The 15465-nt window shown below is 55.3% G+C and carries 14 protein-coding genes and 2 pseudogenes; 2 read left to right on the top strand and 14 right to left on the bottom strand.

Annotation, left to right across the window (positions count from 1 at the left end):
• Nucleotides 1–118: 118 nt before the first annotated feature.
• Nucleotides 119–760 (bottom strand): annotated as a pseudogene (locus JCM12296_RS50380) (C40 family peptidase); the annotation flags it as partial.
• On the bottom strand, nucleotides 724–978 hold the full coding sequence (locus JCM12296_RS38115; RefSeq protein ID WP_054692386.1) for a hypothetical protein: 255 nt from the start codon (nucleotides 976–978) through the stop codon (nucleotides 724–726). The pseudogene JCM12296_RS50380 and the gene JCM12296_RS38115, both read right to left, overlap by 37 nt.
• Nucleotides 979–1349: 371 nt before the next feature.
• Between JCM12296_RS38115 and JCM12296_RS10475 the strand changes: the two genes are divergently transcribed.
• Both JCM12296_RS10475 and JCM12296_RS50375 read left to right on the top strand, forming a co-directional pair.
• Nucleotides 1350–1751 (top strand): pentapeptide repeat-containing protein, encoded by a 402-nt coding sequence (locus JCM12296_RS10475; protein ID WP_054692383.1) that lies wholly within the window; start codon nucleotides 1350–1352, stop codon nucleotides 1749–1751.
• The gene (locus tag JCM12296_RS50375) at nucleotides 1748–1996 is read left to right on the top strand and encodes a pentapeptide repeat-containing protein (protein ID WP_083456041.1); all 249 of its coding nucleotides are present in this window, start codon (nucleotides 1748–1750) and stop codon (nucleotides 1994–1996) included. Before JCM12296_RS10475 ends, JCM12296_RS50375 begins: the two co-directional genes overlap by 4 nt.
• Nucleotides 1997–2049: 53 nt before the next feature.
• Here the strand turns inward: JCM12296_RS50375 and JCM12296_RS10470 are convergent, their stop codons facing one another.
• The 12 genes and pseudogenes from JCM12296_RS10470 to JCM12296_RS10425 form a co-directional block, all read right to left on the bottom strand.
• Nucleotides 2050–2337 (bottom strand): hypothetical protein, encoded by a 288-nt coding sequence (locus JCM12296_RS10470; protein WP_054692382.1) that lies wholly within the window; start codon nucleotides 2335–2337, stop codon nucleotides 2050–2052.
• 9 nt (nucleotides 2338–2346) lie between these two features.
• Nucleotides 2347–2991, bottom strand: a complete 645-nt coding sequence (locus tag JCM12296_RS10465) for a LexA family transcriptional regulator (protein ID WP_246804133.1) — start codon at nucleotides 2989–2991, stop codon at nucleotides 2347–2349.
• A 282-nt stretch (nucleotides 2992–3273) separates the two neighbouring features.
• Complete coding sequence (locus tag JCM12296_RS44085) at nucleotides 3274–3540, bottom strand: hypothetical protein (protein ID WP_246804132.1); 267 nt, start codon at nucleotides 3538–3540, stop codon at nucleotides 3274–3276.
• Entirely contained in the window at nucleotides 3537–4199 is a 663-nt protein-coding gene (locus JCM12296_RS10460; protein ID WP_246804131.1) for an ABC transporter permease, read from the bottom strand. Before JCM12296_RS10460 ends, JCM12296_RS44085 begins: the two co-directional genes overlap by 4 nt.
• A 3-nt stretch (nucleotides 4200–4202) precedes the next feature.
• Nucleotides 4203–5288: an ABC transporter permease gene (locus JCM12296_RS10455; protein WP_054692379.1), complete on the bottom strand. Its 1086-nt coding sequence runs from the start codon at nucleotides 5286–5288 to the stop codon at nucleotides 4203–4205.
• The gene (locus tag JCM12296_RS44080) at nucleotides 5281–5667 is read right to left on the bottom strand and encodes an ATP-binding cassette domain-containing protein (protein ID WP_246804141.1); all 387 of its coding nucleotides are present in this window, start codon (nucleotides 5665–5667) and stop codon (nucleotides 5281–5283) included. The genes JCM12296_RS10455 and JCM12296_RS44080 overlap by 8 nt, the downstream gene beginning before the upstream one ends.
• Before the next feature lie 124 nt (nucleotides 5668–5791).
• Nucleotides 5792–6793, bottom strand: a pseudogene (locus JCM12296_RS44075) (ABC transporter ATP-binding protein); the annotation flags it as partial.
• A 122-nt stretch (nucleotides 6794–6915) separates the two neighbouring features.
• Nucleotides 6916–8211, bottom strand: a complete 1296-nt coding sequence (locus JCM12296_RS10445) for a BMP family ABC transporter substrate-binding protein (protein WP_054692376.1) — start codon at nucleotides 8209–8211, stop codon at nucleotides 6916–6918.
• Between the two features lie 179 nt (nucleotides 8212–8390).
• On the bottom strand, nucleotides 8391–12605 hold the full coding sequence (locus JCM12296_RS10440; RefSeq protein ID WP_054692373.1) for a DEAD/DEAH box helicase: 4215 nt from the start codon (nucleotides 12603–12605) through the stop codon (nucleotides 8391–8393).
• Nucleotides 12606–12667: 62 nt separating this feature from the next.
• Nucleotides 12668–13171 carry a GNAT family N-acetyltransferase gene (locus JCM12296_RS10435; protein WP_054692371.1) on the bottom strand — a complete coding sequence of 168 codons (504 nt, stop codon included), beginning with the start codon at nucleotides 13169–13171 and terminating at the stop codon, nucleotides 12668–12670.
• An 84-nt stretch (nucleotides 13172–13255) separates the two neighbouring features.
• A complete protein-coding gene (locus JCM12296_RS10430; RefSeq protein WP_213183468.1) occupies nucleotides 13256–14419 on the bottom strand; it encodes an aspartate aminotransferase family protein in 1164 nt (387 codons plus the stop codon).
• A gap of 171 nt (nucleotides 14420–14590) precedes the next feature.
• A partial coding sequence (locus JCM12296_RS10425; protein WP_054692365.1) for a ketopantoate reductase family protein occupies nucleotides 14591–15465 on the bottom strand: 875 nt, incomplete at its 5' end.

Below are 15465 nucleotides of genomic sequence, written 5' to 3'. Positions count from 1 at the left end.
TAATAAGCCTTGGACAGTGACGTCGTCTGAATGCGCTTGCCGCTGCTGGGGGCATGAATGAAGGTGTTGTTGCCGCAATAAATACCCACATGGTTGATTTTGCCCCAGCGGCTGGTATCGAAAAAACCAAGTCGCCCTTGGCCAGATCGTTACGCGAGACCGGATCACCGGCGGCATACTGCTCACGGGCGGTGCGGGGCAGATCGATGCCGTTCAGGCGGTAGACCGTCTGGGTCAACCCGCTGCAATCCATCCCGGTTTCCACGGTGGTGCCGCCCCAGTGGTATTCGACGCCAATGAAGCGCCGTGCCGTCTGAATCAAATCATGCTGCAATTGCGGTGTCGCACCGGCAATATCTTCGTACAACAAGGCGCGCACGATGTAGTAAACTTCGATAGTACCGTCGGTCTTCAGCCTTTGGGCGCGGTTCAGGGCAACTGCCTTGGTGGGGAAACGATCGAAACGGACTTTATACAGACCGTCCGTATCGATGAAATGGTAGGCGTCCAGCCCCTTGGATTGCAACAGCCGGGCATAGGCCGAAGCGTTGCGCTCGCTGGCGAAAGCGCCCACCTGGATGGTGAAGCCGATGGTCTGGATACGCGGACGCGGCAAATACGCCCTTTTGCCGACCGTTCCGGACGGTTCCGTCGATGGCGTGGTGCTGGTAAAAGTGGAACAGCCCCAAACCCATGTCAGGAGGGCGACCAGCAATAGGCGCCTCAAATGTGCATGTCGAAGCGTGGATGACCCTTGCATGTATTTAGTTTACCCTGCCAGCGCCGATTGTTCAATTGACAATCTCGGCTGAATCCTTGCCGCTGCTCATCTTGAGGTTGGATGTCTTGATCGCCGCCGGGTTTTTCTCCACCTTCACCGTCTTCGCGCCGAGGATAGACGCTCTTCATCTGAAGGCATATCAACATCAGCGAGAAGGAGAGCGGGCCGTCCGGTGAAAAGCCGTCTATGTTGGCCATCAACCGTTCCTGATCGTTATATCTTTCTCCCGACATTTTCTTGCACCGCCATCCTTCCGTCAAAGAATCTTGGGCGGACTTGCAGGGCAATCGCATGCAAGCGTGACAACAAGATACATTTTTGTATTGCTTTTTTGTAGATGTCGTTTTTAAATTACACATTCTACCGTCTATATGGAGACCCAACAGCATTTAAAATATATAGATTTTTAGTAAAAAAACTGATTTTTTGTAAAAACGGCTTGCTGGCACAAATATTGTTATAAACGTCATAGACGATCAACTATGAAAAGAGGGAAGACGGCGCAGAGGGCGGACACATTGCGCCAAAAATCAAGAATGACCATTAACCAAGCTGGGAGGTTCTAAAAATGCTCACAACAGAAGTTAAACGGCAAAACGCGGGCGTGGCGTTCAGCTGGGAGCAGTTCGATCTGCTGATGAAGTGTTCGGCAAAGCACGACATGACGGAGTGGAACGCGTGGAGAAAACATAACCCGGAGCAACCCGTGCGGCTCCAAAATGTGAACATCGAGAAGGCCTATCTCCGGGGTGCCGATCTTCGTAAGGCTGATTTCCGCGGCGCCAACCTGCGTGGAGTTGACCTGAGCGGCGCCAAGCTTCGTGACTTCCATCGACGTTGGGCCGATCTGAGCGGCGCCGACTTCAGAGAGGCCGATCTTTGTGGGACTGATTTCCGGGGAGCCAATCTAAGCGGCGCCAATTTTGATCGAGCGTATCTTTTTACACCAATCTCAGTTGGACCAATCTGAGCGGCGCCAACTTCAACGGTGCCGATCTCTGGGCTTTTCTCTTTAGGGCCAATCTTACTTCGGTCGACCTTGGCCAGGCCAATCGAAGGTTCTCAGATTTCACTAAAATTGGGTGTCAATATACAACGCACCCAAGGATGGCGGAAAGAAATAATTCACCCCGATCGCGCCGGATTTGGGGTCGTCTACAAGGCGCCCCCACCGGTGCATATCGAGAATATGTGTCTGTGGCGGCAACGCGGTAGACGGACACAAAGACAAGCAGGATGGTGGAATTATTTCTTTCCAACCATATTGTCTAAAGCCCCAACAGCAGCGTCGCCAATGCGGCGAACAAGATAATTCCGGCCATTGCCAAACACTCCACGGCGGCCCGGCAAACAATTTTTAGGAAGCGACGCACATCCCCGCGCCGAAGCTGAAACCCGCGGGTTCGGTCAAGGCGCGGAAAGGAGAGCGTTCTCGGCAGTTGGGATTCGCCTATCGCAGGCAGGCATGGCGTGCAGCGGTGCACACAGGGAGGCGTAGGGTTCAATTCTGCCGTGGCGGATTGAAAGCCCATGGTCATCTGCTCGGTTCTGTTCATGTCTTCACCTCAACTCTCTGCATATCCATAGGACCTTTCCGATAATACGCACGCGATCCATTTCCGCATCGGATAAAAAATCGGAGCATATTCCTTGTTGTCACTCAACATAACGAGTTTCCGTGGATGTTTTTCGATCCGTTTGACCATGATCGTATCCTCAACCCCCACGGCATAGACGGTGCCGGCGATGATGGCCGTCTGGGACTGGTCGATGAGCACGGTATCCCCGTCTTTAATCTCCGGCGCCATGCTGTTGCCGAATACATCCATCAGCACCATACGATCTTTGGCCCCCTTGCTTTGCAGCCACGCCGTTTTAAAGGAATAATGGTCTTCGATGCGACTTTCCACTTCAAAAGATCCCGCACCGGCACAGAGCCGTGCCTGAACCTTCGGCACCGAGAAAAATTCGCCGTCATCGGTATCGCCGGGTTTCAGCCATTTCGGGCCGTTACCGCCTTCCAGCCAGTCGGGATTCAGCCCATGGTTGCGCATAAGGGCCAACAACCAATTGGCGGGAACGGAATTGTTTTTACGCGCCTGGGTAATCGAAGACCGGTTGACCCCCAAAAGGGTTGCCAACTCGGAAAGGTTCTTGATGCCCAGGGCATTGGAGACACGGGCGAAAAAAACCTGAAAATGGGTATCCATTTTTCTTTCCTTTAACTGTTCAATTCGTATTTGTTACATACAACAAAGTGTTAAGTATATGCAACAAAAAAATTGTAGGATACGAATTTATTGGGGCTTATGGTTTTGAGAATTTAACATCAGAAAATCGGGTGTGATGGGGACGCGGGTGTGATGGGGACGGGGATGCAATTATGCGTTTCTATTGCCTGCCGACCCCGAAACAGGAAGATTGGGTCGAGATCGAGGCGCCAGGCGCGTTGCACCATTGAAAGTCAAACAGCAACACGATGGGCGAATCGATCAGCGCTCGCCGCGGCGGTAGGGCTCCCCGAGCATGGCCGGCGCATTCAAACGCCGACGGTCCCGCAGCCCGCCCACCAGCAGTACCAGCAGGGTCGCCAGATAGGGCAGCATGGCCAGAAAATTCGGTGAGATCCCCAAGGGCTGGAGCAAGTACTGCAAGACAAAGATACCGCCGAAAAGGAACGCACCGACAATGGCGCGCATGGGATTCCACAGGGCAAAGATGGTCAGGGCAATGACGATCCACCCCCGCCCGGCGGTCATGCCTTCGATCCAGGAGTTGCTGTAGGAAATCGACAGATGCGCGCCGCCATGGCCGAGAAACCGCCCCCCACGATCACCGCCAGATACCGAACCAACGAGACGTTGACGCCCTGGGTTTCGGTGGCCTGGGGGTTCTCGCCGGTCGAGCGGATGCGAATGCCAAGCAGCGTGTATTCAAGCACGAACCAGGCCGCAATGGCCAAAAGAATCGCCAGGTAGAAAAACGGGCTCTGCTTGAAAAAAATCGGCCCGACAACCGGGATGTCCGAGAGGTAGGGAATCGTCAGGTCATCGATCTTGACGGCCAGGGGCTTGCCCACATAGGGTTTGCCCAGCAGGCCGGCCATTCCCAGCCCGAGCATGGTCAGCGCCAAGCCGGAAACCACCTGATTGGATTGCAGGCTGATCGAGGCAAAGGCATGAATGATGGAAACCAGCATGCCGGCGGCGATGGCCACGCCCAGCCCCAGCCAGGGGTTTCCCGTGTGAAGGGTAACGATAAAGGCCGATACCGCACCGACCGCCATGACGCCCTCGACACCCAGGTTCAAGATGCCGGACCGCTCGCAGATAATCTCCCCAATCGTCCCGAGCAAAAGCGGCGTGCCGGCAACCAGCGTCCGCTGAGCGACGGAAATCATCATGTTCATGTCGTCCATCGGCTAATCTCCTTCCTTTGGCGAAACCCAGCGGACCTTGTTTTTGGTGAAAAAGTCGCCCATGATCAGAAAAATCAACATGGTTCCGTTGAAAACGCCAACGGTCGCCGCCGGCAGCCCCAGGGAGATCTGGATGGCGTCGCCGCCCACCAGAATGCCGGCAAAAAAGAAGGCGGAGAAGATGACATAGATGGGGTTCAACTTGGCCAGCCAGGCAACGATGATGGCTGTAAACCCATATCCGGAAGAAATGGCGTCGGGATAACTCAGGTAGTGGTGAATCCCGGCCACCTCACCCACCCCGGCCATTCCGGCCAACCCGCCGCTGATGGCCATGACCAGCAGGGTCGTTCGCCCGAAGTCGATGCCCGCGTACTTGGCGGCATCGGGATTCTCGCCGATGACCCGCACCTCGTAGCCGAAGCGTGTCTTGTAGATGACGATGGTCAAAAGCGTCACGGCAAGCACGGCCAGAACCAGCGTCACCGTGTGAATTCGCGAGCCCGGCAGAAGCGAGAGGATCGCCGATGCCGGCAGATCATCGGTGTAGGGAAAGCCGAATTTCTTGCTGCTTTTCCAGGGGCCCACAATCAGAAGGGTCAGAAACTCGGCGCAAATGTAGTTGAGCATCAAGGTGGAGATCACCTCGTTGATGCCAAAGCGGAGTTTAAGGACCGCCGGTATCAGCCCCCATAGGGCTCCACCAACGAAACCGGCGATAAAGATCAGGGGCACAATGACCACCGGCGGCAGGCCGGCCCCCCAGTTGAGTCCGACCCAGGTGCCGAAAATGGCCCCCATGAGAAGTTGACTTTCCGCGCCGATATTCCAGAACTTGGCCTTGAAGGCCAGGGCGAGCCCGCCACCGATGAGCACCAGCGGAATCGCCTTGGTGATCGACTCCTTGATCCCGTAAAGGCTCCCGAAGGAACCGGCAAAGATCTTTTTGAACGCAAACAGGGGATTGACACCGCTAAGGAAGAAGAGCAGGCCGATAACCAGGAAACCGGCCGTCAGGGAAAACAAAAGAATCATTAGCGTGCCGACAGGCGAAAGATTCTCCCGGTCGCTGATGTGTAGCTTATACATTCGCCGCCTCTCCCATCCCCACATGCCCGGTACCGGCCATCAGCAGGCCGATGTCGGCAAGCCGTGGATCCTCGGCCTCGAGAATATCCATGAATCGACCCTGGAAAATGGCCGCGATACGGTCGCAAAGTTCGAAGACTTCGTCCAAATCCTCGGATACAAGGAGAATGGCCCCGCCTTCGGCCCGACGTTTGAGCAGTTGGTTGCGCAGGTATTCCGTTGCGCCGATATCCAGGCCATAGGTCGGATGGGAGGCCACCAAAAGGTCGGGTTTGTCGGAAATCTCCCGGCCCAGAATCAGCTTCTGGATATTTCCGCCGGAAAGGTTTTTGGTCGGCACGTGAATGGACGGTGTGGCCACCTGGAAATCGTTGATCAATTGGCGCGTATGGGCTTGATGCGGCCATAGGCCAAAACGCCCGCCGGGAAAACTTCTCTTGGTGATGCTGTTTCAAAATGGCGTTCTCATATAAAAACAGGTTGGGCGCGATGCCGAACCGCAGTCGCTCCTCGGGGACATGGGAAACGCCTTTGTTGTGGATCTTGCGGGGCGATTGGTTGGTAATGTCGATCCCGTTCACCCGTATCCGGCCCCGGGTCACGCTCCGCAAGCCGGTAATCGCCTCGACGAGTTCTTTTTGGCCGTTGCCGGCCACACCGGCGATGCCGAAAATTTCGTTTTTATACACATCAAAGGAAATCCCCCGGACCACGGGATTCCCCTTGTCGCCGTCAACAAAAAGATCGCTGACGTCCAGGACTTTTTCCTTTCGCGGAAGGGCGGTCCGGGTGAAGGAGAAAATGACGTCGCGACCGATCATCATGCGGGCCATGGCGCGTTTGTCCAACGAATGGGTATCGGCATCGCCCACAATCGTTCCCTTGCGCAGCACCGTTACCCGATCGCAAAGCTTTTTGATCTCATCGAGCTTATGGCTGATGAGAATGATCATTTTCCCGTCATTTCTCATCTTCTCCAGGATTTGAAAAAAATCGCGGGTTTCCTGCGGCGTGAGGACCGATGTGGGCTCGTCCAGGATGAGAAGCCCGGCGCCATTGACCAGGGCCTTGATAATTTCGACCCGTTGCTGTTCACCGGCCGAAAGCTGCCATACTTTTTTGTCCGGATCGATATTGAAGTTGAACTTTTTCGAAAATTCAACGATTCGCTGGCGAAGTTTTTTTTGGGGAAACAACGCCGGTGATTGAAGGTACCCCAAGGCGATGTTCTCGATGACGCTGTGGTTTTGGATCAGCATGAAGTGCTGGTGCACCATGCCGATTCCGTGGGCGATGGAATCCCTGGGCGAATCAATGGCAACCCGCCTTCCATTGATACGAATTTCGCCACTGTCCGGCTGATAAATACCGTAGAGAATGTTCATCAGCGTCGTTTTTCCGGCGCCATTCTCACCCAGCAACCCGAGAATTTCGCCGGATTCGATTTTCAAGGAAATCCGATGATTGGCTTTCACGCCGTGAAATGATTTGGAAATATCCACCATTTCAAGGGATTCGATTATTGGGGACATCATCCTGATCCTTAAAAACGCTGGTCCTTAAAAACAAGGGGGGCCGGAACGGTCTTTTCCAGCCCCCCGCGATTCAGTCGGACGCGAGCCATCCGTTATTTGGGAATGCTGCCCACGACATTGTCCACATAGTACATCATGCTCAAGAGATCGTCTTTCGTGGCCGTCTGGCCATCCTTGATTTGCAGTTTGCCGGTATTGTCCGTGATGGGGCCCATGTAGGGATCAAACACCTGGGTACCGGTCTTCATCTGATCGTAGCGTTTAAACACCAGATCGTAGACCGAAAGCGTGCCGAAATCCTGGGTATCGACATTGACCGCTTTCAAGGCATCCACAAATTTCGGATTGATCGGCGCATCCAGCGCACCGCCCAAAATAGCGGCCTTTTGGGCAACGAGCCACCAGAGATCATAATTCTTCCAGGTCCCGTCATGAATGTCCTTCAGGATTTTGACATACATGCCGCCCCAATCGACGATCTGCCCGGAAACCACCGAATCCTTTCCATAGGCCTGCATCGGGCTGTAATGGCTGAAGGTGTAGATCTGTTTTCCCTTCTCCGTATGTGCCTGCCCCACCTCGACAACCGTTGGCGTGTCCTCGGTAAAGGCGAGGGCATCGCAACCTTCGGCGATGAGCGCCTCGGCGGCCTCGCGGGCCTTGTCAGGGCCGTACCAGGCATAGGTCCAGCGGACATGGACCTGGGCCTTGGGGTTGACCGCCTTGATGCCCAGGGCGAAGGCGTCGATATGACGCACCAGCTCGGGAATCGGAAAGGCCGCGACATATCCGATTTTATTGCTTTTGGTCAGGGCGCCGGCCATCAATCCGTTCAAATAGTAGGTCTGGTAAAGATCGATGAAATAGGTGCCGACGTTTGGAAGCCGTTTAAACCCGGAACAATGCATGAATTTTTGATCCGGATATTTCTGGCCGGCTTTTATCGTGTCGTCCATGTAGCCGAAGCTGGTCGTGAAAACCACATCACATTTCTCTTCCTGAATGAAGCGATCGATGATTCTCGCCGAATCGGCCTCCGCCACCGATTCCACATAAACGGTATCCAGCCAGGGAAGCTGCTGCTGGGCATATTTTCGGCCCAAATCATGCGCATGGGACCATCCATAATCCCCGACCGGACCCACGTACACAAAACCGGCCTTCAACTTTTTTTCCGGAACCGCCGGCTGCGCTTTCACCGATGTCTTTTCGATCTGCCGGGATAAAAGGGTAACCTGTTCGGATAACGCTTCAATCTGATCTTCCAGTTTGCCAACCCGCTCTTCAAGGGCATTGTTGGAGCCTTGATCCCCGCACGACAACAAAACGAGCGGAAGAATAGCAATAAGGAACAAAGACAAAAGGGTTCTACACATTCGGGTTTTCATCGTCAGGACTCCTTTGAATTGAGGGATAATGGCCTCGAACAGACGCTTATATAACTCAAAATGTTGAAAAAAAGGTAGTATGACATTTTTTTTCTTCAAGTCAATAGTGCTGTTGCCGCTGGCGCCGCCGTTGGGTGATGTCCCAGAATCAAAGCGGCTTAACCCGGACCCGGGAATCGTCACCCTTCCCGAATCAATGCCAGCAGCGCATCGGCACTCATCTTGCCGCTCATGTCGGTCCCGTCGAGCAGGCTGTCGGCCAGGTCCCGCTTGGAGCGATGCAGGGCCACGATCTTCTCCTCGATGGTATGCCGGGCGATCAGGCGGTAGACGGTCACCGGCCGGGTTTGGCCGATACGGTGGGCCCGGTCGGCGGCCTGGTCCTCGACGGCCGGATTCCACCAGGGATCCATATGGATGACGTAATCGGCAGCGGTCAGGTTCAGGCCCACGCCACCGGCCTTGAGGCTGATCAGAAACAGATCCCCGTCGCCATTTTGAAATGCCGCCACCCGCCGCTGACGCTCTTTCTGCGGAGTACTTCCATCCAGATACTGATAGCGGACCGATTTCTCTTCCACAACCTTGCGGATGAGATCCAGATGCCCGGTAAACTGACTGAAAACCAGGGCTTTGTGTCCGCCGGCCAGGAGTTCATCGACAATTTCAGAAAATGCGTTCAGCTTGGCGCTGGGCAGATCGGCGTCGGGCAAAACCAGTTTGGGATTGCAGCAAGCCCGGCGAAGTTTCATGATTTCGGCCAGGATTTTAAGGTGCATGTTTTCGGAAGGCGCATCCTCCCCGCTGAGGGATTCCAGGGCCTGGCGGCGCAGGGCTTCGTAAAACGCCAGCTCCCCGGTACTGAGTTCCACCGGCATGAGGATATCGGTGCGCTGGGGCAACTCCTCCAGCACCTGGCTTTTGGTTCGCCTGAGAATAAACGGCTGAACGAGTCTTTTCAGGCGCTGGCGCACCGAAGCAGCCCCTTCTTTTTCAATGGGGATGGCAAATTTTTCGTTGAAATTCTTCAGCGATCCCAGCAGGCCGGGGTTGATGAACCGGAAAAGGTTCCACAATTCTCCCAGGTGGTTCTCGATGGGGGTCCCGGTGGTGATCAGCCGGAAATGGCCATCCAGGGTCATGGCCGCCTGGGAGCGTTTGGTGGTCAGGTTCTTGATCGCCTGGGCCTCGTCCAGCACGATGGTTTCAAATGGGATGCCGGCCAGCATCCCGGCCACCTTCTCCTGTTGCAGCAGGCCGTAACTGATCAGCAGCAGGTCAAAGGGGCCCAGATCGGCCACGATCTTCTCCCGCTCGCCATTGCCCAGGCTGACGACGTTCAGCGATGGCGCGAAATGATGGGCTTCGGTTTCCCAGTTCATGCACACCGACGTGGGGGCGACAACCAGGCTCGGGCCGCTGGCCGCACGCGTGAGCATCACGGCCAACGCCTGAATGGTTTTCCCCAGTCCCATATCATCGGCCAGGCACGCGCCCACGCCCCAATGGGACAGCCGCGCCAGCCAGACAAAGCCTTCCACCTGATAGCCTCGCAAATCACGTTTGAGGGTCGACGGCATTTCAGGCGTCAACGCACGCGCATCCTTGAATTTCCGCAGATGGGCCGCCCAGTGTTTATCCCCGCGAAAGCCGCCCACCTCCCCGGCCAGGGTTTCCAGGGAGAGGGCCGCCAAGGGATGAAAATAGCGGTTTTTGCCCGATTTTTTCGAGTAGGCGGATAACTCTTCCAGGCGCTTTCGGAACACCCGGGTCAGGGCCAGAAACTGGCCGTCATCCAGTTGGATGAAACGCCCCTTGGCCGTCTCCAGCAGTTCGAGGAGCCGTTCCATGGAGATCACCAGGCCATCGTCCAGCTTGAGTTCTCCGGACAGGGCGAACCAGTCTTTCTCCTTTTTGACGTTGACGAAAAACCGTTTCATCTCTGCCGGCGGGCGAACGGTGAAGGGTTCACCGTCCGGCCATTTCAGGACCGCCGGCGGATCCAGGGCATTCAATTCCATGAGGGTTTCGAGACAGGTTTCCGGATCAGGCAGGTCCCACTGCCACCGGTCGGCATCGGAGTCCCCCATGGCAGCCAAGGTCGGACAGGCGGCCACGGCCGTGCCGGCAAGCTGCCGTTCCCCTTCAAGATCGCGTTGGGTGCGCAACGATTTGCCGCCGACGTCGCAAATGACGGTTTCGCCGCCTTCCCCGGGCCGGAAACAGGGACCCTCGGGGGCAAAGGGTTGGACCCAGACATCGAGTTTAAGTCCCTGTCCGAAATGGCGCAGGTGGATATTGGGCGTGGGGTCGGCCGTGGCTGCTTCGGCCGTTTGCCCGACGCCCGCGATCTGCGAATGCACGGTTACCATGGAGGACACCCGCGCAACGGCATCGAGAAGCTGCTTTTTGCCCGCAGCCGGCACATTGAGCCCATTGCCGATAATTTTGGCGATCAGCCGCACATCCAGGTTGGTTTCGATCACCCTGACCCGCGTGGGCGAGTCCCAAACCAGCTGGACATCGCTGTCGCGGTCCACGACATCGTCGGCAAATTCAAGGCTGTATTTTCCGCCTTTCTCTTTGTTGACCACCAACGCCGGTGATTCGCTGACGACTTCCAGCTGAACGGAAGGATCCTCTTCTGAGAAGACCAATGGATGTCCGGCCAGGGCGATCAGGGCCCTTTCCGAAAAATCGTAGCTCACCTCCGGATAGCCCCGGTAATATGACCGTTCCTCTTGGATACAGGCACACACCGCGTTATCCTGGGCCGTCAGGAAATCGAAGGTGTCTCTCTCGTAGTAAAGCCGCTTGAGGGCGATTTTGCGGCCCTTGCTCCATTTGCCAGCGGCGGTTTTGACCTGTTCGCGCGGGGCGAGCGTCCAATATTCATACCCCTCGTTCCAATCGAAAAACCAAACCAGCCGCGACGGACGGTCGCTGCCAACGGCCGGGGAGGCCTGCCGGTCCAGGCTGATCAATGCGGTCAGGGCCTGCTGCCAACGGCTTTTGGGTTGGACTAGGTCGATAATGCTCTGGATGCCGCTCTGCTCAAAAAATGCCCTTGCCTGGGCGTCATCGTATCCGTCAACCTTCAGCCGGGCCAGCAGTGTCGAGACTTCGGCCAGCAGCCAGGCGGAACCCGGGGTGTTGGTGGCGACGCCATGCAGGAATTTCAACGCATCGACCATTTCACGGCCTTTGCGTTTATGCATCCAATACACCGCCAGGCATTGGATAAACACGGCAATCGGATTTTCCCGATTGAAAAAGACCACCCATTCCCGGAGGGACGCGAGCGCATCCGGATCGCCTTGCCGGGCACCGATCAGCATGCCCAAGGCCATATAGGTCCGCTGCCAGGAACTACGCCCGTCCTTGGCGCCAATAGCGCTAAACGTCTTGGCCGTCTGCATCTGTTGGGGATCGTCGCTTTTCACAAGCGCCAGGATATAAAACAGCCCGGACACGCTGTTGAAATAGACTTTCCGCTTGCGGGTGCCTTTCTTTAATTGCTCCAGGGCCGCCGCAAAATGGGTGATGGCCTCGGAATTGGCGCCCCTTAGAAATGAGGTGACGCCACCGATCAGGGGGGGTGACATGCCCGGGTCATCGGCCACCATTTCCTGCGCCTCGTCAAGCTGGCCGTTGAAAACAAGCTGTTCGGCCAGAAAGCAGCGAATGTTTCGCCCCATCGTCGTCTCAGGTGCCAAGATGGAATAATGCCTCAGGAAGACGAGCATGTTCGGAGACACCGACGCATGGGTGCGTTGGAAGTAATCCACCAGCACGGCGGCGATATCCGCCTGCAACGCCTCGGGTAAATTCCTGCGAACCCAATCGGCATCAAAGGCATATCTGAACATGCCAACAAAGGGATGATCCGCCAAGCGGTTATGGGAAGCATAATGCCGGTCATAATAGTCGATCAGCTGGTCAATATCATCGATATCCCCCAGATAAATTGAAATTCGGATCTCTCTGAACACCAGCTCATAGCTGGGAAACGATGACAGGGACATCGGTATCGCACGCTGGACGGCATCGGCAATTTCAGCAAACCGGCCGTTGTCCACCAGGAATCGGCAAATCGGGTCCCTCAGGAAATTCAAGCATTGAAACTGCATCTCATCCTGTTTGACGATGCCCTCTTGGACCAGGTGGTCCAGGATCGGATCGATGTCGCTCACCTTGAAGCGCTTTATTTTTGCATCGTCAGGATACAATTTTTTCAGGCTGTTGAGGATATGGGTCCTGGCCGTTGGGCTGTAGATAATGGCAAGGATATGAACGATGGCCTGATGCAGGCCGGAAATCCGGTTATAGGCATCGACACGTTTTTGGATTTCCGGGTAGTTTTCGGTTCTGGGTAGTTGCAACGTCGTCGGCATGGATCTTCCTATGAATAAAATTCACATTTATATCAATTATAGGGCGTCCGCTGGAACAAACGTTATGCCAGGGATGCTAAAACACTCTCGAAGCGTTGTTCTTTGACCTCAGTTCCCCACTGGGTCCCGCTATATTCCTCAACAAGCCTGAAGCCGGCTTTTTCATAAAGATGCCTCGCCGCGAAGAGCCCTTCGAATGTCCATAAGTATATCTTCTTGTAATTTTTGCTTCGACAAAAGTTGATGGCGGTATCGATGAGCTGGTTGCCGGCGCCTTTGCCACGCAAGGCATCCGACACGAAGAACCATCGCAGATGCGCGCCCTCATCTTCGGCATGAATGCCATCAATGGCAATTGAGCCTTCCACGCGGCCGTTTACCGACATCGTCCAAAAACCGTCTCGGCGCCCATCATACCTTTGGAGAAACTCCGCAAGTCCGGTCGCGACCTTGGCTTCGAAGAAGACTCCGAATCCCCAGTGTCTATGGTAGAAAGCACCATGAAGTTCAGCAACGCGTCCAAGCGCGCCAGGGACGTAGCCTTTGGTTATCTTGATATCTGACATAAAATTTCCTGCGTCTCACCTATTGGGTATCAGACCAGAGCGGCTTAATGGGTTTCACAAATCGGGCCTTCGATAATGAACACCCTATTTTTGGGCCACAACCTCGATTGCCTGTCGAAACGTTGCAAGCCCATCATGCAGTTGGTCTCGTTCGATGGTCAATGCCGGAAACAAACGAATCCCATTCCCATTCGTTTGGCGAACGAAAAGCTTCCGGGATAAGCATTCATCCGTGACGCTGGCGGCGGTGACCTCGTCGATGAACGTCACCAAAAGCAAAAGCCCCTTGCCCCGGACGTTGGTAACAACTTTGGGATACTTTTCCTGCCAGCGCGACATCTCATCGAGCGCATATCGCCCCAGCTCGGTGACATGCGCGCTGATATGGTTATCGACCAGATACCGGATAACCGCGTAGGCCACGGCACAGGCAAGCGGGTTGCCACAGTAGGTGCCGCCATGATCACCGATCTCCAATCGGTCGGACACCTCCTCGGACATCGCCAAAGCGCCAAGGGGGAAACCGCCGGCGATGCCCTTGGCCATGGTCAAAAAACTGGCCTGGGTCGTTGTTTCGCCGATAGCGAACATCGGGCCGGTACGACAGAAACCGGTCTGGATCTCATCCACGATCAACAGCGTGCCGTTTTCTCGGCAAAGGCGGGAGACATTCTCCAAGTATCCCGCCGACGGGATCCGAACCCCGCCTTCACCTTGAACCGGTTCCAGGATGACAGCCGCAACGTCATCGTGAAGGGCGCTTCGCATCGCTTCCGGATCGTTGTAGGGAACAAACAAATAACCGGGCATAAGCGGATTGTACTTTTCACGGTGTTTCGCTTGGCCCGTTGCCGATGCCGTGCTGATGGTACGACCATGAAAACTGCCTTCGGCCGCGATAACATGCCGGCGGCCGGTAACCTTTCGCGCAAGTTTTATGGCGGCGTCATTCGCCTCCGCCCCGCTGTTCGAGAAGAAAACCCGTGTGAGGTTTTTGGGCAGGACGCCTGATAAAAGCGACAGCAGCCGCGAGCGGGCCGGTGAGTAGGTCAGGCCGGCGTTTGGATTTTGTAGAATACGTGCGGACTGCTCCATCAAGGCGGCTTGAATGGCAGGATGCGCATGCCCGATGGAAGTCACCCCCCAGCCGGCTGTTAAGTCAAGGTACCGGTTTCCCTCCTCGTCCCAAACATAAACCCCCTCCCCCCGATCAATGGAAACCGGAATTTTTGTGAAAAAGGGGGGCATGTGTGCATTCTCGATTGCGATTGTTTCGGTCGTTCCCATCTCTTCCTCTCGATGCATTTGCGCTAACGGGCGCGGTTTACAGGCCGCATGGTACGAGCGGGCCCTTGTTACACCTCATGTTGTTGATTTCCATCGGGCGTCCACTGTTTGCTTTTCCCTGCAAAAATTTTGTTATGCCCTTTGAGACCGTCCACGAGATGCGGCACGCTTGATCTTGGATTTCGCCAACACCAATTCGCCAAGAATCCTCGTGGCTTTCGGATCGATTGGCGGATCAAGTGCCGCCCCGACGCGGCTGATCGCAAGATTAAGGTAGTCGATCTCCGTCTCTTTGCCGCTGTTGAGATCCTGTAGGGTCGAAATAAGCTGCCCATCGGAACGACGGCTGATCAGCATGAGTTGATCCATCAATTCTTCAGTCGGAAGATCGATACCGATCCGTCGCGCGACGTCACTCGCTTCCGTCAGTACGGTTTTTGCAATCCGAGCGACCTCTTCTTCTCGATTAAAGACGCCGTTATCAATGTTCATTAGCGGACAGATGGAATTGAACGCCGCATTGAGGATGGCTTTCTTCCAGACGTCTCGTTCGATCTGCCTTGCGGTTTGAAAGCGGAAATTCGGTGTTGAGAGAGCATCCGCAATCGTGACCGCGTCCGTTCCGTCGCCATGGATCGCGCCAATTGGCGATGGCGCCACTTCACGGAAACGATAGGTGGACGTATCGACGCGTTGGCCCGTTGCATAGACGACGCATCGATACACGTTTTGGAATCCCGCTTCAATGAATGGTACTTCTACGTCGATTCCGTTCTGCAGCACCACAAGCGGCAAATCGCCAATCCGGCGAAATAGCAAGGAGGCAATATTTCGGTTCGCTGTGGCTTTCGCTGTAACCGCGATAATCCCGGCATGGGAACCGTTGATCTTCGCCAATGAGACTGTGTGTACGCGAACAGGCTGGGGTTTTCTCTCGGCCAGATCAACGACGACCTCGGTCATTTGCGGGTCGATACTTTCGGTGCTCGTATGGACAGCGGTCACGG

The organism is Desulfosarcina cetonica JCM 12296 (assembly GCF_001311845.1).
Lineage (GTDB): Bacteria > Desulfobacterota > Desulfobacteria > Desulfobacterales > Desulfosarcinaceae > Desulfosarcina > Desulfosarcina cetonica.
This window is presented reverse-complemented; position numbering and strand designations above follow the sequence as displayed.